General features: G+C 68.3%; 19 protein-coding genes. 15 read left to right on the forward strand and 4 right to left on the reverse strand.

The genetic code is table 11. From position 1 onward, the window contains the following. Positions 1-420 precede the first annotated feature (420 nt). The 12 genes from F5544_RS18750 to F5544_RS18805 all read left to right on the forward strand — a co-directional run bounded on the left by F5544_RS18750 (position 421) and on the right by F5544_RS18805 (position 12025). Positions 421-873 (forward strand): holo-ACP synthase, encoded by a 453-nt coding sequence (locus F5544_RS18750; protein WP_167474382.1) that lies wholly within the window; start codon positions 421-423, stop codon positions 871-873. Next, positions 870-1817, forward strand: coding sequence for an ACP S-malonyltransferase (locus F5544_RS18755; protein ID WP_167474383.1), 948 nt, complete (start codon positions 870-872; stop codon positions 1815-1817). The genes F5544_RS18750 and F5544_RS18755 overlap by 4 nt, the downstream gene beginning before the upstream one ends. After that, on the forward strand, positions 1814-2560 hold the full coding sequence (fabG, locus tag F5544_RS18760; protein ID WP_167474384.1) for a 3-oxoacyl-ACP reductase FabG: 747 nt from the start codon (positions 1814-1816) through the stop codon (positions 2558-2560). Before F5544_RS18755 ends, fabG begins: the two co-directional genes overlap by 4 nt. A 22-nt stretch (positions 2561-2582) precedes the next feature. Continuing rightward, complete coding sequence (locus F5544_RS18765) at positions 2583-2870, forward strand: phosphopantetheine-binding protein (protein WP_203217599.1); 288 nt, start codon at positions 2583-2585, stop codon at positions 2868-2870. Continuing rightward, positions 2867-3361: a 3-hydroxyacyl-ACP dehydratase FabZ gene (gene fabZ / locus F5544_RS18770; protein WP_167474385.1), complete on the forward strand. Its 495-nt coding sequence runs from the start codon at positions 2867-2869 to the stop codon at positions 3359-3361. Before F5544_RS18765 ends, fabZ begins: the two co-directional genes overlap by 4 nt. After that, positions 3358-4371: an aminomethyl transferase family protein gene (locus F5544_RS18775; RefSeq protein ID WP_167474386.1), complete on the forward strand. Its 1014-nt coding sequence runs from the start codon at positions 3358-3360 to the stop codon at positions 4369-4371. The genes fabZ and F5544_RS18775 overlap by 4 nt, the downstream gene beginning before the upstream one ends. Positions 4372-4373: 2 nt before the next feature. Continuing rightward, positions 4374-6812: a beta-ketoacyl-[acyl-carrier-protein] synthase family protein gene (locus F5544_RS18780; protein WP_167474387.1), complete on the forward strand. Its 2439-nt coding sequence runs from the start codon at positions 4374-4376 to the stop codon at positions 6810-6812. Beyond that, positions 6809-7141: a hypothetical protein gene (locus tag F5544_RS18785; RefSeq protein ID WP_167474388.1), complete on the forward strand. Its 333-nt coding sequence runs from the start codon at positions 6809-6811 to the stop codon at positions 7139-7141. Before F5544_RS18780 ends, F5544_RS18785 begins: the two co-directional genes overlap by 4 nt. Before the next feature lie 4 nt (positions 7142-7145). Continuing rightward, entirely contained in the window at positions 7146-7892 is a 747-nt protein-coding gene (locus F5544_RS18790) for an SDR family NAD(P)-dependent oxidoreductase (RefSeq protein ID WP_167474389.1), read from the forward strand. A gap of 39 nt (positions 7893-7931) precedes the next feature. Next, complete coding sequence (gene asnB / locus F5544_RS18795; protein ID WP_167474390.1) at positions 7932-9743, forward strand: asparagine synthase (glutamine-hydrolyzing); 1812 nt, start codon at positions 7932-7934, stop codon at positions 9741-9743. 11 nt (positions 9744-9754) lie between these two features. Then, positions 9755-11083, forward strand: a complete 1329-nt coding sequence (locus F5544_RS18800) for an ATP-grasp domain-containing protein (protein ID WP_238847321.1) — start codon at positions 9755-9757, stop codon at positions 11081-11083. Between the two features lie 462 nt (positions 11084-11545). Further along, the gene (locus F5544_RS18805; protein WP_167474392.1) at positions 11546-12025 is read left to right on the forward strand and encodes a response regulator transcription factor; all 480 of its coding nucleotides are present in this window, start codon (positions 11546-11548) and stop codon (positions 12023-12025) included. On the opposite strand, the gene F5544_RS18810 is transcribed toward F5544_RS18805, so the two are convergent. Continuing rightward, positions 11998-12789, reverse strand: coding sequence for a YciI family protein (locus F5544_RS18810; RefSeq protein ID WP_167474393.1), 792 nt, complete (start codon positions 12787-12789; stop codon positions 11998-12000). The two genes, F5544_RS18805 and F5544_RS18810, sit on opposite strands and share 28 nt — an antisense overlap. Positions 12790-12796: 7 nt before the next feature. Next, a complete protein-coding gene (locus tag F5544_RS18815; protein ID WP_167474394.1) occupies positions 12797-13285 on the reverse strand; it encodes a hypothetical protein in 489 nt (162 codons plus the stop codon). 169 nt (positions 13286-13454) lie between these two features. Between F5544_RS18815 and F5544_RS18820 the strand changes: the two genes are divergently transcribed. From F5544_RS18820 to F5544_RS18830, 3 genes are all read left to right on the forward strand, one after another. Further along, positions 13455-15596 (forward strand): MMPL family transporter, encoded by a 2142-nt coding sequence (locus F5544_RS18820; protein WP_203217600.1) that lies wholly within the window; start codon positions 13455-13457, stop codon positions 15594-15596. 90 nt (positions 15597-15686) lie between these two features. Then, complete coding sequence (locus tag F5544_RS18825; protein WP_167474395.1) at positions 15687-16262, forward strand: PadR family transcriptional regulator; 576 nt, start codon at positions 15687-15689, stop codon at positions 16260-16262. Between the two features lie 162 nt (positions 16263-16424). Beyond that, on the forward strand, positions 16425-18449 hold the full coding sequence (locus F5544_RS18830; protein WP_167474396.1) for a tetratricopeptide repeat protein: 2025 nt from the start codon (positions 16425-16427) through the stop codon (positions 18447-18449). Here the strand turns inward: F5544_RS18830 and F5544_RS18835 are convergent. Continuing rightward, a complete protein-coding gene (locus F5544_RS18835) occupies positions 18433-20097 on the reverse strand; it encodes a hypothetical protein (protein WP_167474397.1) in 1665 nt (554 codons plus the stop codon). The genes F5544_RS18830 and F5544_RS18835 overlap by 17 nt on opposite strands. 377 nt (positions 20098-20474) lie before the next feature. Further along, entirely contained in the window at positions 20475-20675 is a 201-nt protein-coding gene (locus tag F5544_RS18840; RefSeq protein WP_174867361.1) for an alpha/beta fold hydrolase, read from the reverse strand. Positions 20676-21020 lie beyond the last annotated feature (345 nt).

The following is a 21020-nucleotide window of genomic DNA, read 5'->3' on the forward strand; positions in this document are numbered from 1 at the left end:
ACGAATCCCTGAATCTCCGGCCCGAATTCGGGTGCGCTGAACTTCGCGTCGGGAGTTCGGTCCGCACCGGCTCGGGTCGTGTTGAATGGAGAATGCTGGAATTCTCCGAATTTGTCAATGGAGCCCCATTTTCTGGGGCAGAATAATTGGTATACCTACTCGAGGTTTAATATGTATAACACCAGCTAGACGAGGGTTCTTGCGCAAATATTTCACATATCATTTATTGTGCGAAAGACGCTGGCCAGAAAGCTTTGATCTTTCCTTCATCGGTGTTTCCCAGCGACTTCCAAGAATATTCGACCGCTTGACATCGTCGTTTTCGTATTTCTAGACTCGGGTACGCCGACCGGCGATTCGATAATTGTCCGTAAGTTATGTCGCCGGTTGGTCATTTCGGTAAATCTGGGGGTTTTCGCCTTGACATCGAACCAACTCGCGCCGCGCTGGCGGACCGCCGGTAATCGCCTCGCCGTCGACGGCATGGGCGCCCGCCGGATCCACCGGGCCGGAATCGACCTCGGCGATGTCGAGCGCATCGGCGTCACGGTCCGGCGCCGCGGCGACGACCTGGCCCAGCGCGTGTGCACCACCGCCGAACTGGCCGCGCTGGACGATCCGATCGCCGGGCTGACCGCCCTGTTCAGCATGAAGGAAAGCGTGGTGAAGGTGCTCGGTGGCATGCCGCGCGGCGGGCGCTACGCCGATATCGAAATCGGCCCGGCCGCCGAGGTCCGGCCGATCGCGCTGCGCGGCGAATTCGCCAGGTGGGCGGACCGGAACGCGGTGACGATCGTCGCGGGATATGCCGAGGTCGCGCCCCGGCTCCTGCTCTCGTGGGCGCTGGCATCGACCGAGGACGGCGCGCGATGAACCCGATCGAGCCCGCATTCGTCTTCCCCGGACAGGGCAGCCAATATCCGGGCATGGGCCGCGAGCTGGCCCGCTGCGATGCGGCGGCGCTGCGGCTGATACCGATGGCCGAAGAGATCAGCGGGCTGCCGGTCACGGAGCTGCTGCACCGGGCCGACGCGGCGACCATCGCCGATCCGGCGATCGCGCAGCTGCTGGTCTTCGTCTCGTCGTCGGTGCTGTACACCCACCTGACCGGGCTCGGCTACCGGCCGAGCGCGGTCGCCGGGCACAGCCTCGGCGAATATTCGGCGCTGGTGGCCTGCGGCGGCCTCGAGTGGACGGACGCGCTGGCGCTGGTGGTCGCCCGCGGTCGCGCGATGGCCGATGCGGCCGCCGACGCGCCCGGCGCAATGGCCGCGGTGGTCGGCCTGCCGATGCCGGAGGTGCTGCGGCTCTGCGCCGACACGCGGGCCGACGAGGTCGCGGTGCCTGCCAATATCAACTCCGACCGGCAGGTCGTCGTCTCCGGCTCGCCCGAGGTGATCGACCGCGTGGTCGCGACGGCGAAATGTCGAGGAGCGTTGCGCGCCAAGCGATTACCGGTCGGCGGCGCCTACCACTCACCGCTGATGGACGAGGCCGAAACGGCGTTCGCGGCGCGGCTGCTCGTCGCGCCGCTGCGCCCGCCGCGGCTGCCGTTCGTCTCCAGCGTCACCGCGGACTGGGTCGCCGATGTCGCCGCCTACCGCGCCGAGCTGCTGCGCCAGATGACCAGCCCGGTGCGGTGGCGCGACACCTTCCGCACCATGTTCGACGCGGGCATCCGCACGTTCGTCGAGGTCGGTCCCGGCCGGACGCTCACCGGACTCGATCGGGAGATGAATCGCGACGCCCGTCATCTCACCGCGCAGGAGGCGCTGTACTCCCGCGCGATCATCGGCGAAGGCGCGGTGCGGCGATGAGCGTGCGGGACCGGATCGCGCTGGTGACCGGCGCGACGAAAGGGATCGGCCTGGCGATCGCGCGGGACCTGGCCGCCGAGGGCGCGACCGTCCTGCTCAACTACCGCTCCGACACCGAGCGTGCCGAACAGGCGCTGCTGCAGGTCGCGGCCGTCGGTCCGAAGGCGGAGCTCATCCAAGCCGACGTCGCCGACCCCGACGCGGTCGCGGCGATGTTCCGGCGGATTCGCGCCGACCACGGCCGGCTCGACCTGTTCGTCAACAACGCCGGAATCACCGCCGACGGCTACGCGCTGATGCTGGGCGACGCGAAATGGCAGCGCGTCATCGGCACCGATCTCACCGGCGCATTCCTGTGCTGTCGCGCCGCCGGGCGGCTGATGGTCCGGCAGCGCGGCGGCGCGATCGTCGTGGTGAGCTCCACCAGTGCCGTGAATGCTCCTGCGGGCCAAGCGAATTACGCGGCCGCGAAGGCGGGTCTGCAGGCGATGGTCCGGGTGCTCGCCAAGGAGTTCGGCGAGCACGGCGTCCGGGTGAATGCCGTGCTGCCCGGCTTCGTCGACACCGCGATGACCCGCGGCATGCCGGGTGACCAACTCGCCAACTACCTCGCCCACGTGCCGCTCGGGCGGATCGGCCGCCCCGAGGATGTGGCGGCCCCGGTGCGCTTCCTGCTCGACGACGAGCAGAGCGCGTACGTCACCGGTGCCTCGCTACTCATCGACGGCGGACTCACCGCATGAAATCACCAGGAGGACAACGACAATGGCCATGACACTCACCGAGGCCCGGGCCCGCGGCGACGCCCGCGACGAACTGTGCGGACAGGTCAAGCGACTGCTGGTGGAGCGGCTCGCGCTGGAGATCGAACCCGAATTGATCGGCGACGATCAGCCGCTGTTCGGCCGCGGGCTCGAGCTCGACTCCATCGACACCCTCGAGCTGGCGATGGCGATCGAGGACGAATTCGGTGTCGTCATCACCGATGACGAGACCGAGATCCTGATGTCGCTGAACCGGCTCGTCGATCACGTCGAGGCGAACCGCACGTGAGTGAGCCGTTGACCGCCGACGACGTACTCCGGCTGCTGCCGCACCGGCATCCGTTCTTCCTGCTGGACCGGGTGACCGAGCTGGAGCCCGGTGTCCGTGCGGTGGCCATCAAGAACATCAGCGCCGCCGACGGCGTGCTCGCCGGGCATTTCCCGGGCCGGATGCTCTATCCGGGCGTCCTGCTCGTCGAATGCGTCGCCCAGCTCGCGGCGGTGATCTACGGGACGGGTGCGCTGGCCGCGGCGGGCGCGGACCTCGGGGACGTCGCCGAGCGGGTCGGCTATCTGGCCGAGATCAAACAGACGAAATTTCTCAAGACCGTCACCCCGGGCGATCAGGTGGTGATCCGGGCCCAGAGCGGACCGCGGCTTGGCCGCTTGATCTCCGTGCAGGGCCAGGCATCGGTCGGCCGCGACGTGGTGATGACCACCCGGCTCGTGGTGACCGACCGGGACGACACCGATGGCAGCGGGCAAGGAGCACGCAGATGAAAACAGATATCGATGTGAGCACCGGTTACCGGGCACTGCGCCACGGCACCGGTCTGCTCGACCACGCGGGCACCGGCCTGTTCCGGGTGGCCGGTCCGGGGGCCGGGAAATTCGTCGGCACGGCATCGTCGCGCAACGCCGACTTCCTGCTGGAGGGTCAGATCGCGGTGGCGCTGCTGCTGCGCGCGAACGGCACGGTCGTCGCGGAGGCGCTGATCCACTGTGACGGCGCGGAATACCTGCTCGAGGTGTGGCCAGCGCAGCGGGATGCGGCTGCCGAACATCTGCGTTCCCTCGCCGAGACCGTGCCGGACGTGACCGTCACCGATGTCGGCGAGCGGTACCGGGTCCTGGCGGTCGAGGGGCCCGAGTCGTATCGGATCGCCAAGAAGTACCTGTCGTTCCCCATCTCCTCGATGGCCTACCGCAGCTTCGCGGTCGAGCGGTGGAACGACGCCGACCTGCTGATCTCCCGTACCGGCGTCACCGGCGAATACGGCTACAAACTGCATGCGCCCGCCGAGGCGGCGGACGAGCTGTCGGCCGAACTCGCCGAACTCGGTGCGCAGCGGGCCGGACCGGACGCGCTCGATATCTGCCGGATGGAGATGCGCTTCGTCAACCTGGAACGCGAGGGCGGTCCCGACCCGTTCACGCCGTTCGATGTCGGATTGCAGTGGATGGTCGATTTCCAGCACGAATTCCTCGGAAGGGATGCGGCGCTGCGGATCTGGGAGCAGGGGCCGGAACGATCGCCGATCTGCTGGAAGGCGGATGCGAGCGTGACCGCCGTCCCGGAGCGTGGTGCGCCGCTGCTCATCGGTGGGATCGTGGTCGGCGCGGTCTCGCACGCGGTCTGGTCGCCATCGCTGGAGCGGGTCATCGGCACCGCGCGGGTCGACCGCGCGGTGGCGGCCTCCGGCGTCGAATTCCTGATCGACGACGCGCAGGCGCGCAGCATCTCCGCGCCGTTCCTGGTGCCGTCCAGCTTCGGCCGTCCGCTGGAGTAGTGATGACGACGCGCAGCGAAGAACGGGTTGCGGTCACCGGACTGGCGATCAGCTGCTCACTCGGCACCGACACCGAGACGGTGTGGCGGGCGATCCGCGAGGGACGGCGCGGGATCCGGCTGCTGCGCCGGTTCGACGTGCCGACGCTGAGCTGCCGGTACAGCGGTGAAATGGATGAGGTGCCGATTCCGGCCCGGCGTCCGCGCGGGCGGCTGGACCGGGCGAGCAGGCTGGCCCTCGCGGTCGCGGACGAGGCGGTCGGCGCGGCCGGGCTCGATATCGCCGCGCTCGACCCGTACCGGATCGGTGTCGCGCTCGGCACCTCGGTGGGCGGGTTGGACGAGGGGGAGCGGTTCCATCGGGAATTCCTCGACGGCGGCGCGCCCGCCGCGCGCAGACATCACCTGCTGGTCTATCCGCTCTACACGGCGGCCGATGCGGTGAGCGCCGCGTTCGGATTGCGTGGTCCCAAGGCGGTTATCTCCAATGCCTGTGCGGCAGGGGCGAATTCGATCGGCTACGCGGTGGATATGATCCGCGAGGACCGCGCCGACGCGATGCTGGCCGGCGGCGTCGACGTGCTGGACATCCTGTCGATGGCCGGATTCTCCAGCCTCGACGCGCTCGATCCCGAACCCTGCGCACCCTATTCGCGCAGTACGGGCCTGAACCTGGGCGAGGGCGCGGCGATGCTGATGCTGGAGGCGGAATCGGCGGCGCGGGCGCGCGGCGCGACCATCATCTGCTATCTGCAGGGATACGCGTTGACCAGCGACGCCCACCACGCCACCGCGCCGGAACCCGGTGGCAGCGGCGCGCTGCGGGCGATGCGGGGCACGCTGGCTCAGGCCGGGCTCGCCCCGGACGCGGTCGACTACATCAACGGCCACGGCACCGGCACACCGGCGAACGACAGCGCCGAGCGCAAGGCGATCGACACCCTCGTCGGCGCGGCGTCGCGAACACCGGTGAGCAGCACCAAATCTCAGGTTGGTCATATGCTCGGCGCCGCGGGCGCGATCGAGGCCGCGGTGTGCGCGCTCGCGCTGCGCGATCAGGTGTTGCCGCCCACCATCAATGTCGCCGATCCGGCGGCGCAGAGCCGGGATATCGTGCCGAATCGGGCGCGTCCGGCCGCCGCGGATGTGGTGCTGTCGAATTCGTTCGCCTTCGGCGGCAACAACTGTTCGCTGCTGTTGACCCGCCGCCCGTACGAGGTCCCGCGGCGGCCGGATCGCCGGGTCGTGCTGACCGGCGCGGGTGTGGTTTCGCCGATCGGATTGGGCCGCAGCGGTTTTCAAGACGCGCTGCGGGCGGGCGCGACCGGCATCGCCCCGGCCCGATCGATCGACACCGGCGGCTGCGGCAGCAAGCTGGTCGCGGAGATCACCGATACCGGCTACCGCGCCTACGTGGATCGGTCCTACGCGCGCAGGCTCGATCAGCTCGGACTGCTGGTGCTGTCCGCCTCGCGGATGGCGCTCGACGACGCCGGACTCAAGATCACCCGGGCGAACAGCGAGCGGGCTGGCATGGTGTTCGGCACATACACCGGTCCGCTGGAGACGGTCGGCGCGCTCACCCGCACCATCCAGACCAGCGGTCCGCACAAGGTCAGCCCGCGGCTGTTCCCGAATTCGGTGATGAACGCCGCCGCCGGGCATGCCTGTCTATCCCTGCAATTGAAGGGGCCGCTGTCCACGCTGGCCACTGGAACCGCTTCCGGCGCATTGGGTTTGGGCTACGCGGTGGATCTGGTGCGGCGTGGGGCCGCCGAGGTGATGCTCGCGGTGGCCGCCGACGAGCTGACCTCGCTGCTACACCTCGGATACGACCGGCTCGGCCTGCTCTCCAACGGCGGCCCCCGGCCGTACGACATGGCCAGGGACGGCTGTGTGCTCGGTGCGGGCAGCGTCGCGCTGATCGTCGAATCGCTGGAGCACGCGTTGGAGCGCGGCGCGACGATCCTGGCGGAGGTGACCGGTCAGGCCGTCACCTCTGACGCTTACCGGATAGCGGGCAACGAGCCGTCCGGGCTGGCGTGGGCGGAGAGCTTCCGCCGCGCACTGACCGACGCCGGCCTGTCCGCCGACGAGGTTTGCGCGGTATACGGTGACGCCCGCGGGATGCGAGTGCTGGATCAGGCCGAGGCAAGGGCCATCGCCGCGGTGTGGCCCGGCGGCGGCGTGCGGGTGGCGAATCTGTCCGGGCAGGTCGGTCACGTGCACAGCGTGACGCCGCTGCTCTCGGCGGTGGCCGCGCTGGAAACCTGTGCGACCGGCTGGGTGCCCCGGGTGTACGCGCTGAGCGATCCGGTACCCGAATTCGCCGGGCACCCGGGCTATTTCGCCGGGGCGGCCGATCCCCCGGGGCCGTGCGTGATCTCGGCGGCCAATTGGGGCGGGACATACGCGACCGTCATCGTCGGACCGTACCGGTGAACGTCACCTACGAGATCTGCTCGCTCGCCGACCTGCCCGGCCGGGCGGACCCGCTGTGGCGGGAGTGGCTGACCGCGGCGGAACTCGCCTACTGCAACGGTTTTCGGCGCGTCGAGGAGCATCTGGCGGTCCGGCTGCTGGCCAAGCGCGCGGCGGCCCGGGCGCTCGATCGGACCGAGGTGCCGTGGACCGACCTCGCGGTGCTCCGATCGCCGGACGGTCCGCCGAGGCTGGTCGCGCGCGGTGAACTGGACCGGGTGCCCGGGATCTCGCTGACCCACGCGGGCGGTCACGCGGCGGCCATCGCCTGGCTGACGGGGGAGCGCTGATCGTATGACGGGTGCGGCAGTCGCGATCGTCACCGGCGCGGCCGGTGGCATCGGGCGCGCCATCGCCGCTGAATTCGCCACGGTGGGAACGGGTCTCGTGCTGGGCGATATCGATGCCGAGGCCTGTGCCCGCACCGCTGCGGCGATCACCGCCGAGGTGCCCGCCGCCCGCGTCGTCGCCGCCGGGTTGGATGTCACGTCCGCCGGTGACTGGGACCGGATCGTCCGGCTGGCCCGGCGCCGCTTCGGCTATCCGTCGGTCCTGGTCAACAATGCCGGGGTACTCGGCATACACGGGCTGACCGGGGTGTCGGAGGCCGAATGGCAGCGGGTCGTCGACGTCGGTCAGCGCGGTACCTGGCTCGGTATGCGGGCGGTCGCGCCGTCGATGAGCCTGGCCGGGGGCGGCGCGATCGTCAACGTCGGTTCCGTGCTCGGTCTGGTCGGCACCGGCGCCGCCTTCGCCTACAGCGCGGCCAAGGGGGCGGTGCGGGCGATGACGGTGTCGGCGGCGATCGAGCTTGCGCCGCTTGGTATCCGGGTGAATGCCGTATCTCCCGGTTTGGTGCACACCCCGATGACCGACGGGCTCCCGTCCGGCTTCGTCTCCGCGTTCATGGCGGCAACTCCGTTGGGCCGCAAGGCGAATGCGGTTGAGGTCGCGCGCGTCGTGCGGTTCCTCGCCTCGGACGAGGCGTCCTACGTCACCGGCGCCGAACTACCGGTGGACGGCGGGTACACCGCCCGATGACCTTCGCCGACAACATCTTTCACAGCCCAGGAGGCTTTCGTGTGCGGTATCACCGGTTGGGTCGACTGGCATCGTGATCTCACCATGTCGGGTGAGGTCGTCGACGCCATGACCGAAACGCTCGCCTGTCGTGGCCCGGACGCGCGCGGCACGTGGCTTTCCCCGCGCGCGGCGGTCGGGCACCGGCGGCTCGCGGTCATCGATATCGATGGCGGCGCGCAGCCGATGATCGCCGAACGCGGCGGCCGCCCCGTCGTGCTCACCTATAGCGGCGAGGTGTACAACTATCGCGAGCTGCGTGCCGAATTGCGTTCTCGGGGGCACTATTTCGATACGGAGTCGGATACCGAGGTGGTGCTGCGCGCCTACCTCGAGTGGGGTGCGGATTTCGTCACCCGGCTCAACGGCATGTTCGGCCTGGCGATCTGGGATGCGTGGCGGCAGGAACTGCTGCTGGTGCGCGACCGGCTCGGCGTGAAGCCGCTCTACTACCACGAATACGACGGCGGGGTGATCTTCGGCTCGGAACCCAAAGCGCTGCTGGCCAATCCGGTCTTCGACGCGATACTCGACGATGCCGGGCTGGTGCGGTTGTTCGCGCTGTTCGGCACCGCGACACCGGGCGAGGGCGTGCTGCGCGGTCTGCGCGAGGTGCGGCCGGGCACCCTGGTCCGGATCAGCCGCGAGGGTACGCGGCATTCGCGGTATTGGGAGTTGGTCAGCGCGCCACATCCCGACGACGCGGCGACAACGGTGCGGCGGGTACGCGAGCTGCTCGCGGATACCGTTGCGCATCAGCTGGTTTCGGATGTTCCGCTGTGTGCGCTCGTCTCCGGCGGTGTCGACTCCAGCGCCATCGCCGCGCTCGCCGCCGACCGGATGGGCGGTGCGAAGTTGTCCACATACGCGGTCGATTTCCGGGACAGCGAACGGGATTTCGCGGCGGATGTGGCGCGGCCGAGCCGGGACGCCCCGTTCGTGCGCGAGCTGGTCGCGCATATCGGCTCGCACCACACCGACGTCGTGCTGGACACGCCGGATCTGCTCACCGTGCAGGATATCGCCAGCCGCGCCCGCGACCTGCCCTGCCTCGGCGATCTGGACGCGTCGCTGTATCTGCTGTTCCACGCCATCGCCGGGCGTTCGACGGTGGCGCTCTCGGGTGAGTCCGCGGACGAGGTATTCGGCGGCTACTGGTGGTTCCACGACGAAAACGCCCGTCGGCGTGCCGGTTTCCCGTGGTCGATGGATGATGTCGGCTTCGCGGCCGTACTGTCGCCCGCGATCAAGGACCGGATCGATCCCGGGGAGTACGTCCGTGAGCATTACGCCGAGGCGCTGGCCGAGGTGCCGCGCCTGGCCGGGGAAAGCGATGCGGAGCGGCGTTCGCGGGAAATGATGTACCTGGGCCTCACCCGCTTCCTGCCGGTGTTGCTCGACCGCAAGGACCGGATGAGCATGGCGGTCGGGCTCGAGGTGCGGGTGCCGTTCTGCGATCACCGGCTGGTCGAGTACCTGTGGAATGTGCCGTGGCGGATGAAGGCCGATGGCGCGCCGAAAGCCTTGCTGCGCAAGGCCGTCGCGGACCTGCTGCCCGACGCGCTGGTGTGGCGGCCGAAGAGTCAGTACCCGGCCACCGTCGACCCGGACTACGACGCCACCGTCCGCGCCCGCGCGCGTCTGCTGCTGAGCGGGGAGTCGGCGGTCGGTCCGCTGCTCGACGCGCAGCGGGTGCACGCCCTGGTGGACGGCAGCAGCAAACGCCCGCCGTGGATGCAGCGGCTGGCGCTGGCCTACCTGTGGCAGATCGACCGCTGGCTGCGCGCATACGACGTGCGGGTGACGGTCTGAGAAGGAGTGCAATGATGACCGCGCGCCCGACCCTGATGTTGTTCGTCGGCGCCCGAGGTATCCGGGTCGCCGACACCTGCGCCGCGCTCGCGCCGCTCGCCGAGGTGGTGCTCGTGACCAGCGACCGGATCGTATCTCGGCGCGCGGATCGGCTCGCGGACGCCGCCGAGACCGTGCGCGATATCGTCGTCGTGCCGACCACCGGCGAAATACTCACGCGGGCAAGGGAATACGCCCGCGCCAAACCGGTGGACGGCGCATTGACCTTCAGCGACGATCTGGTCGAGGTGACCGCCGCCTTCGCCGCCGAGCACGGATTGCCGGGTTTGGGTGGGCCCGCGGCGATGGTGTGCTACCGCGACAAATTCGCGCAGCGGCGGGCGCTGGCCGCGGCCGGTGTTCCGGTGCCGCCGTTCCATCTGTTGCGCGAACCGGCCGATGTCGATGCGGCGCTGGCGGCGGTGCCGTTGCCCGCGATACTCAAGCCGACCCGGGGCAGCGGCGGTGCGCTCGCCTTCGTAATCTCGCGGCCCGAGGAGCTGGAACCGGTGCTGCGCGAATCGCTTTCGGGGGTGGCGGATGCGGGCGCCGCCGTCGAATCCGGAACCGAATTCCTCCTCGAGGGTCTGCTGGTAGGCGATAATTGGCATGGCACAACGGATTTCGCGCCCTACGTGAGCGTCGAGTCGATCGGCGGCCGAGGCGAGATCGCGCATCTCGCGGTCACCGACCGGTTCCCGGTCGCGCCGCCCGCGCTGGAGACCGGCATGGTGCTGCCCTCCTCGCTGCCCGCCGGGCGGCGCGCCGAAGTCGTCGACGCGGCGGATAAGGCGTTGCGCGCCTTGGGGTTCGATACCGGCCTCGCGCACACCGAGCTGATGCTCACCGCCGACGGGCCTCGGGTGATCGAGGTCAACGCGCGGGCGGGCGGTGCGCTGCCCTATCTGTTCCCGCTGGTGTCGTCGGTGGATCTGACGCGTGAGGCGGGCCGGGTCGCGCTCGGCCTGCCGCCACGGCGGGAGGCCGAGTTCGGCGGGTACGGGGTGTTCGTCGCGCCGCAGCATCCGGTCGGCGCGCGGGTGCGGCGGGTCGATGGTTTGGCGGCCGCGGCGCGGGTACCCGGGGTGCGCGCAGTGATCCCGCTGGCCGCGGAGCCTGGGCATACCGTGGATTTTCGGCAGACGATGATCGCGGTGGTGCTCGGCGTCGCCGCGACCGCGCCGGACGCGGCGCGATTGTGGCGCGAGGTGATGGATACGATTCGGCCCCAGTACCGGGAGGCGAATATGCCGGATCACTATCACCGCACGCCGATGCGTGGAATCGCCGGTGCATGCTGATATTCGGCGGTGGGAATGGATGCGGTGCGGTTGCCCGAATAATGTATCGGCCGCTGATCGGGTAAAGCGTAAATAAAATTCAAATCGTGGTCGATGCATTTTCGGCGTGTTTACCGGGCTGGATCGATTTGCGTGGTTGATCAGCAAGATCATGTAATTCGACACGACTTCGGTGCACCCATCCGTACTTATGGACAGTTGGTCATCGGACCAACTTTCTGTCACGTCACGCCGGGTTTGCTGAAACACATTCGACCTTGTGTTCGTGACAGAAATTTTCGCCTCGAGCGGGTCACTGAGCGATACGGATGCCCTCAGTATTCTGGGATGCTGGCGGTGTTTGAATGGGTGTAAATTCGGGCACGAACGATATGTCGGCGAACCGGGGGGACGGAGGTCGCCGACCCAAGCGGAACGAGGAATGTCCGTGGCGCGAAGCAGTACCGGGGAGGAAGCCGACGGATGGAAGTGATAATTCTCAACTGGCCCGCCGAGGCACGGGAACGCGACCGCTACAAGCGAATGGGTGTGCCGATCATCCTCGTTGGAGCGGATTCGGCGCCGCCGCCCGGCCTCGGCATGCTCGAAGACTATGTGCGGCAACCGATTGCCCCGGAAGATCTGCGCTCCCGGGTCGAGGCGCTGGAAACGCTTGCGCGAGCGACGATTCCGGTGGTGGACGGTGCCGGCGTGCTGCGCTTCGGCGGCGGCTGGCTTTCGCTGTCGGCGGCCGACGCGCGAATGATGGAGGTGCTGGTGGATTCCTTCCAGTCGGTGGTGTCGCGAGCGGATCTGATCGAGGCGGGCTGGCCGGAGTCGCCGCCGAAGCGCAATGCGGTGGACCTGCGAATCTTCAGACTGCGCAAGCGCATTCGTCCGCTCGGCCTGTCGATCTGCACGGTCTGGGCCAAGGGCTACCTCCTGGACCGGGTGCCCGCCTGAACCCGGTCGGCGGCGAGCGCGGCGAGCGTGGCGACGCTCTGTGCGGCCTGTTCGTTGACGGCGGCGGTGAAATGCAGACCCATCGTGTCGAGCGCGTGGTGCGGCACCGACGGCTCGTGGATGATGCGGGTGCCGCCGTCCGGCCGCGCGGTCAGGTAATGGCCGTACCAAACCCAAACATCGTGTGCTACTTCGATTTCCATGGTGAACGAGATCGGATCGGTCACCGTACCGATGCGCATCGGCCGCACCGCGCCGTCGGCCATGCGCAGCTCGCCGGTGCCGCCGGTGGCGAACGTGCCTCGCGCGGCGGCGACACCGGCCAGCCACTCCGGCCAGGACTCGATGTCGGCGTAACGCTCCCACACCTGCTCCCGCGGCGCGCTGCTGTCGGCGAGCGGGGTTCCGCGCCACCGGGATACGGTCGGCCGCACCTCGATATAGCCCAGATCCTCCGGCATCGGATACCGTTTGGCGATATCGACGGCCTCGTCCATATCTTTGCAGGTGATGAGGTAGAAACCGTTGAGCGCCACCGGGTTCGGGCTCGCGGGCCCGGGTACGGCGACGGATTCGCCGTCGCCGGTGGGGCGGACGGTCACGGTGGCGGCGACGGGCTCCAGCGCGTGCGAGGTGACGATCCTGGTGCGCGCCTTGACCGTCTTGTTGAATTCGACATGCCGATTCATCAGTGGCTCCGGATCGTTCGCCATGATCTCGGCCATCTGGGCGTCGTCGCTGTAGAACAGCAGCAGGTATTCCATGGGTGGTTCATTCCGTTCGATCGGCGGACGGCAGTGGATTTCCCGCGGGCGCCAGGCGGTGTTCGAGGCTGCGGCGGACCGGATGTCCCGCCGCGGCGACCAGCACGCCGACGGTGACGATGAGCCACACCGGCCCACCGAGGTCGAGCACCAGGATCACCACGAACGCGTCGAACAGCGCGATGAGATTGAAGCCGAGGTGGGATACGTATTCGCGGCTCGGCGCCCCGCCGCGGGCGGGACGGACCCGGCAGGCCTCGGTCGACCGCCAGATCATGTAGAAGCCGAGCACCAGGAAGGCCGAGTAGAGCGTCTGCGCGGTGCCGTCGAGCCGGGACCATTCGGCGGCGATCGGCAGCGCGAGGAAAACGATGGTGCCGATCAACGTCCACAGATGCGGCGGACACAGCGCGCTCCGGCGTAGTGCCGCGATGCCGGTGCCGAAGGATGCGACGCCGAACGCGGCATGCAGATAGATCAGGACGGTATGCAACACGGCAGGGCTCTTTTCCGTCTCGGTTATCCCACTGTGCTAGGTCCTCCTCCAGCATCGACCACCCACAGTGGGATGTCAATAGTTCGTTGACATCCCACTGTGTCATATCTAGCCTCGATGTATAGACCTTCCACAGTGTTGGGTTATTCGCGGGGAGGAGCCCTGCCCGATGTCCAGAACCGCATCGCATCGAATGTCCTCGTCACGGCCGGGCGCGGCCCGGCGCCGGTGGTTCGCTGTGCTCGTGATCGCCGTCTGGCTCGCGGCGGGCGGACTGCTCAGCGTGCTCGGGGGCAAGCTCAGTGATGTCGTCACCACCGGAAGCGCGAATTACCTACCGGCGGCGGCCGATTCGAAGACGGTCGACAAGCTGAACGAGCGGTTCGGCGAGGCGCAGAGCTCGCCGGCGGTGGTGGTCTACCAGCGGGACGGCGGGCTCACCGACGCCGACCTCACCGCGGTCAGGACGCAGACGGACCGGATCGGCGCCCGATTCCACGACGTACTCACCGGACCCGTTGTCGGCCCGATGATTTCGGCCGACGGCAAGGCGGCCGAGGTGATCGTGCCGTTCGCCGGATCGGATAGCGCGGCGGCCGGGCACGTACCCGACCTGCGCGGACTGCTGGCGGCGGACGGCGGGCTCGCCGTGCACATCACCGGCCCGGCGGGCGGCGCGGTCGACCTGCAGAACGCGACCGGCGGTATCGACGTGATGCTGGTGCTGGTCACCGTCGCGGTGATTCTGGTGATCCTGGTCGCGGTCTACCGCAGCCCGCTGCTGCCGTTGCTCGTGCTCGTAGTCGCCGGGCTCGCACTGGAATCCGCGCAGGGCGTGCTCTATCTCCTTGTCCGGCACGGTGTGCTGGCGCTCGGCTCGGAGGTGCAGGGCATCTTCAACGTCCTGGTGCTCGGCGCCGCAACGGATTACGCGCTGCTGCTGGTGTCGCGGTACCGGGAGGAATTGCGCGAACGGGATGACCGTTTCGAGGCCATGCGGGTGGCCTGGCGTCGCTCGCTCGGCCCGATCGCGGCCAGCGGCGGCACGGTGGCCGTCGGTCTGCTCTGCCTGCAATTCGCCGATCTGGGCCTGAACCGGGAGCTCGGCCCGGCCGGTGCGATCGGCGTGCTCTGCGCGCTGCTCGCGATGCTGACGCTGCTGCCCGCGCTGCTGATGGTGTTCGGGCGGGCGGCATTCTGGCCGCGGCGTCCGGTATCGGGGGAGGTCGCGGCCGTCGGCCGCTGGCCCGGAATCGCCGGATTCGTCGACCGGCGCCGGCGGGTGCTGTGGATCGGCACGGCGCTCGTGCTGGCGGCGCTCGCCGCGGGGGCTTTCCAGTTGCACGCCAACGGAATTCCGGAAAACGAGATGATCCTCGGCAAACATGTCGATTCGGTGGCCGGGCAGCAGGTGCTGGCCGGGCACTTCCCGGCGGGCAGCGGCAGCCCGGTGAATATCGTCGTCCGGCAGGACCGGCTCGACGCGGTGCTCACGGCCGTCCGCGGTGTCGAAGGGGTCACCGCGGCCGCGCCGTACACCGGGACGCGGCAGGTGCCGGTCGTCGTCGACGGTCTGGCCCGCGTGGATGCCACGCTGGCCGACGCACCCGACAGCAAAGCCGCGCTCGATACCTATTACCGGCTGCGCGCCGCGGTGCACCGGGTGTCCGGCGCCGACGCGCGGCTCGGCGGATATACCGCGACGCTCGCCGATTTCAACGACACCGCGGCCCGCGACCGCGCCGTCATGCCGCTGGTGCTGATCGTGGTCTGCGCCATCACCGCCCTGCTGCTGCGCGCCCTCGTCGCGCCGCTGTTGCTGCTGCTGACCGTCGTGCTGTCCTATCTCGCCGCGATCGGGGTTTCGGCGCTGGTCTTCCAGCATGTATTCGGGTTCTCGGCGGTGGACGCGACCTTCCCCGTGCACGCGTTCGTCTTCCTGGTCGCGCTCGGCACCGACTACAACATCTTCCTGATGACCCGGGTGCGCGAGGAGACCATGGGCAGCGACACCAGGACCGGGATGGTCCGCGGTCTCGTCGTCACCGGCGGGGTCATCACCTCCGCCGGCGTTGTGCTCGCGGTGACCTTCGCCGCGCTGGCCGTGATCCCGCTGGTGTTGCTGGTGGAGTTGGCGTTCACGGTCGCGTTCGGGGTGCTGCTCGACACCTTCGTGGTGCGGACGGTGCTGGTGCCCGCGTTGACGATCGATGTCGGGCGCGCGATGTGGTGGCCCGGTCGGTTGTGGCGGCGGCGCGAGCAGACAGCGCCGGTTGTCGCGCCGCAGGTGCGGGTCGCGGCGGAGGGCTGAACTCGGTCTGTCGCGTGCCGCCGACGTCCGGCGTATTCGTGACATGTCACAATGACATGTCATCGTGGATCGGATGAAGGGAGTAGAGCGATGGTTCGCTCCGGACTCAACGCGACCGCCGCCTCCCTACTGGGCTTTCTGCACGAAGGCCCGATGACCGGCTGGGATCTGGTGGCCGTCGCCCAACAGCGCATCGGCAGCTTCTGGACCTTGACGCAGAGCCAGGTGTACCGCGAACTCGCCGCGATGGCGAACGCCGGACTGGTGACCGTCGGCCCGCCGGGCCGCCGCGACCGCAAGCCGTACACGATCACCGACGAGGGCCGCGCGGCCTTCCGGGAATGGCTCGAACAGCGGCCCGGCCTGGAACAGATCAGGTTCCCACTCCTGGTGACGATCATGTTCGCCGACCACCTGCCCCCGGAGCGGCTCGGCGCTGCCATCGCCGAACACCGCGCTATTCATCGCGAACGATTGGCCGGATACGAGCAGGCGCGTGGCGAACTGCGCGAGCTCGGCAATGCCGACTTCCGCTTGGCCACACTGGAATTCGGCATACGGTATGAACAGGCCGTGCTCGATTGGTTCGAGCAGTTGCCGGAGGTGCTGCCGTCGGTGGCGCTGGCGGATCCTGAATCGAGCACTGCCGGTTCGCATGGTCCGTAGGATGGCGAACTACCCAGCGGCGTAGCGGATTCGGGTGCTCGACACGGCTATTATCGGCCGCGATAGTGACTTTCGCGGATCCGTGGGTGCGGTCACGATAAAGTCCGGTTCTTCGGAGCATCGGGGTCGCCGGTGGTCGAACCGAGACGCGGGAGGGTCAGCGTGGTGGTGCCGCATGAGGTTCCGTTCGGGCCTCGGGTTTTCGTCAACCGAGAGTCGGATTTCGAATGGATGGAAGACTTCTGGGCTTCGGCAGCGACCCGAGTCGGTGTGTGCACCGGGCTGCCCGGCGTCGGGAAGACGGCATTCGTCCGGCGGTGCGTGGAGCGGGCAAACGGCGTATTCGGCGACGGTGAACTGCATGTCGATTTCGGGGCGGAGCGAGCCGAGCGAACATCCGTCGCGGACGCGTTGGCACAGTGCCTGAGAGCACTGGGCGTGCAACCGGAGGTCATGCCCGCTACGGCGGCGGAGCGGGCGAATCGGTTGCGCACTCTCACGGCGCGGAAATCGGTCCTGATCGTGCTGGAGAACGTGACCGGTTCCGCGGAGGTATTGCCCTTTCTGCCGAACAGCGCGACGAGCGCGCTGCTGGTGATAAGCACCAGCCGACTCACCGAGCTGTGGCTCGAAGGGGCCGCGGTCCGGGAGTTGCGGCCGCTCGACGATGCCGAGGGCGCCCACCTGATCATCGAACTCGTCGGCGCCCGTGCGCATTCGGAGCCCGAAGCGGTATCCGAGCTGGTCGGCCAGTGCGCGGGGCTGCCAGTGGCATTGACGGTCGCCGCCGCGAAGTTGCGGTCGCGTCCCGGGCTGCGGATCCGCGCGCTGGTCGCCGCGATCACGGCCGACGAACGCGGGCTCGCGTCGTTCGCCCTCGATGGAAGGGACAAGGTCACCGCAGTGTTCTCCGAGGGGTACGCCGAATTGGGCGATGATGCGGCGCGGCTCTATCGGTTGCTCGGGCTGTTCCCGGGGCAGGACCTCACCATGGACACCGTCCAGGCGCTCACCGGAGGCGATGCCGCGACAACGGATGCCGCGGTGGGCGCACTGGTCGAGGCCGGACTGTTGGCAGAGGATTCCATGCAGCGGTTGTCATTTCATACGTTGCTCAAGCGGCACGCGGCCGCGCTGGCGCACGAGATCGACTCGGCGAAAGAGCGGACGGCGGCGATCCGGGCGGTCACCGAATATCTGCTCATCAAGGCGGCTTTCGCGGATCTGGCCGTGCTTGGGGAGAAGCGCTATCGGTGCGTATCGCCGAATCTGTTGGCAGACCGCCGGACCCCATTCACCGGCGATGAAACCGAGGCGCGCGGGGCCGCGCTTGATTGGCTCGACGCCGAGCGGATGAATCTGCTTGCGGTGCAACGCATGGCGGCCGATCTGGGGTGGCACGATTGGGCGTGGCAGCTCGCCGAATCGCTCACCGCGGTCTACGTGACGAGGCGCTATTACACCGATTGGACGGTCTCCAGCGATATCGGCGCGACGGCGGCCCATTTGGCGGGGAATTCGCGCGCCGAGGCGCGGCTGCGCAGCTTCGTGTCGCGGGCGTGGCTCGAGCAGCGGTCGGACACCGGCCAAGGGTTGGCGCGCGCCCGCGAGGAACTGATCGATAAGGCGCTGCCGTTGGCCGAGGCCGCCGGTGATCGCCGATTGCTGGCCTCGGTGTGGGAGTTCGTCGGCCGCTATCGTGACGTCGCCGATCCGGATAACGCCGGTGCGGCGTATGAACGTTCGCTCGACCTGTTCAGACGTGAAAACGATGCTCGCGGACAGGGATTCGTCATGTTCTTCCTCGCGCGGACGCAGCGCCGCGCCGGAGATCTCGAACAGGCCGAGTCGACGATGCGGGCCGCGCTCGAGCTGATCAGGGGTGCGCGCGATCCGCGGATGGAAGGACGATCGCTGATCGACCTCGCCGAGATACTCACCGAGCGTGGCGAACACCGGCGGGCGCGGGCCATGATCCACGAAGCGATCGAGGTCCTGGCCGCCAGCGGTGACGCCTTCTACGAGGCGCAGGCGCTCGAACTGCGGCTCCGATTCGCCGAGGCGGACGGCGACGAGGAGGTTCGGCGCGCGACGCTCACCAGAATGGTGTGGATCCACCGGAACCTCGGCAGCGACCGGGCCGACGAACTCGCCGCGTTGCTGCGGGGCTTCACCGAAAGATCTTGAAGGACACGGTGATCGAGATGGTCCCGGCACGGATGGTGATGTCTTCGTGCCGGGGTGATGCGGCGAGGAGCCAGCAGTACATCGCCGAGGCGATCAGCTGGACCTGGGCGCCGTCGACCTGGGCATCGGCCTCGATCACCGCGCCGCCGCGGGCGACGGCGCGGAAACCCGCCGAGGTGGCGGTGACAGCGAGCCGAGCGCCGGGATGGTCCGCGAGCGTCGCATGCGCCCACACCTGCGCGGCTGGGTAATCGAGTGTCCTGGAAGACGTTACGGCCGCGGCCCGCTCGAGGATCTTCGGATCGGGTTCGGTCTCCGATGCGGTCACGTGGGTTTCGTAGCGGTCCGGGTCCGCGCGCCGGTGCCAGACCGATGCCGGGATGCGTTCCAGGGTCAGCGTCGCATCCTCGATCGGAGCGGTCCGCACGACGTAGCCGGTGACCGTCCGAATCACGCAGTGCGGGACCGGGATTCGTGTCAGCGATGAGGTGTGGGCCGGTGGCGTGATGTCGAGCCTGCGGTAAATCAGGCGCTGGATGTTCCGGGTCGCTTCGCCGACATGGTCGAATACCCGGTCGGTGATGTCATCGAATTGGCCTGGCACATGGCGTTTTCGAGCGTCATCGAGTTGTTGGACCAGGTCATCCCCGGGCCGGAGCCTTTCGGCGGCTTCGGTGAGTGCGGCGACCGGTGTGCCGGTTACGGTTTCGGCGGCGCCGCCCGCCATGAGCAACGGTTTGTCCAATGCCGCCGCGAACAGGCCGAGCGAGCCGTGATCGGTGATGACCTGATCGGCGGCGATAAGCGCGGCGTGCCAACCGGATTCGGGTGGCATCAGGATCAGCCCGGCGTCCAGCGCCGCGGACAGCCAGACCTCGATCTGCAATCGTCCGTACCTGGACCAGATATTCGGATGCAGTACGAGCAGCACCTGATACGCATCCGCGTCGAGGGCGGACAGGAGTCGCACGGGCAAGGTGCGCCATCGGGCGATGGCCGAATGCTCGCCCCAGGTGGAGGCGATGACGATCAGGGTTCGGTCCCCGGTGCCGAACGCCTCGCGATACAGCGCGCGCAGCGGTCGGCTGGCTCGGAGTCGATCGAGGGTCGGGTCGCCGACGACCTCGGTGGCGGGCGCGATATCGGGGCTGATCGCCGCGAGCTGTTCGCGTTGTTCGCGATGCGAGAGCGAAATGGTCACCTTGCCCGCTCGGATCGCGCTGTGCGGCGGTAATCCGGCGAGGCGCAGTGCCTTGCCATTAGGGACGTGTTTGTTGAATCCGAGCCCGTGCGGCAGCAGAATCGTATGCGCGCGCAACGCGGAAAAGTCGATGTTCTCGCTGGCCGTCAGCGCCAAATGATAGTCGAACGAGCGGTCTTCGATCCGGCTCCACGCCACCAGATCGGCACCGGATTCGCGCAGTAGCTCCCGGACTCCGGTGCTGAATGCCGACGATTCGTCGACGGTGAAGATCAGCTGGACGCGGAAGTCGTCCCGGAACCAGTGCACGGCCTCCAGCAGGCGATAAGCCGAGGTGAGCGTGCGGGCGACGGCGAGAACGACGTACTGGTCGGCGCCGAATGTGAGCCACGCCGGATCGTCGCGGCGATTGCCGGACTTCGGTTTTCGGCCGCGCCGGGAGATCACCGGACACCTCGCCGAATGGCGCCCGCACGGCGTCGAAGATCACGCGCCGGTTTGCGGTTTGCGGTTTGCGGTTCGCGGTTCGCGGTTCGCGGTTCGCGGAAATTCTCAGTATAAATTGGCTCGCGCGGCCGCAGACGCGGATCGTAAATCTCGAAAATCGTTTTCCGAGAGGGAGAAAGTGCCGCCGCTGTCCCGGGTAAAACCTCGGCTGACGGCCTCACGAACACTTGACTCCCTGCGATGACGAACGGTGCTTCGTTCAGCCACGGTAGCCGATCGTCGTGCGCGCTCGACGACTCAGTCTCCTATTCCCGTCGCCGACGTGTACCTGAGCGAGCGCTCCCGCGGTTGCGGCGGGCCCGTTCAGGTGGCCCCGCTCAACGCAACGGACGGAAGAAGGCGCGGATCTCCTCGACGAGCAGTTCGGGACGTTCCATGGCGGGAAAGTGGCCGCCGCGCGGAAGTTCGGTGTAGCGCTGGAGATTACAGCCGCGTTCGAGCCATTCGCGTGGCGGCAGCCAGCTTTCCTTCGGGAATTTGGCATAGCCGGTCGGTACGGAGATATAGCCGGGCTCCATGGTGGATGCGGCGGGGAGTCCGGACCCATGACCGGCGCGGTCGAATCCCGGTTGAGCAGGATGCCGACGACGTGCTCGGCGTGATCGCGGCCCAGCCGCGCCGGGACGGCCGACCCCAGTCGCCGCCCTGTGCGCCGTAGCGCGAATAGCCGAGCACCTCGCTCATCAGCCGATCGAACAGTGCCGCAATCTCTTTCGGCCCGATGCCCGGCCGGCCAGGATGCGGGGAGAACCCGTAGCCGGGCAGGCTGGGCACGACGACGTGGAACGCGTCGGCCGGATCGCCGCCGTGCGCGGCCGGATCGGTGAGCGGTCCGAGGATCTTGTGCGCCTCGAAGAACGATC

The sequence above is a fragment of the Nocardia arthritidis genome, from assembly GCF_011801145.1.
Classification (GTDB): domain Bacteria; phylum Actinomycetota; class Actinomycetes; order Mycobacteriales; family Mycobacteriaceae; genus Nocardia; species Nocardia arthritidis_A.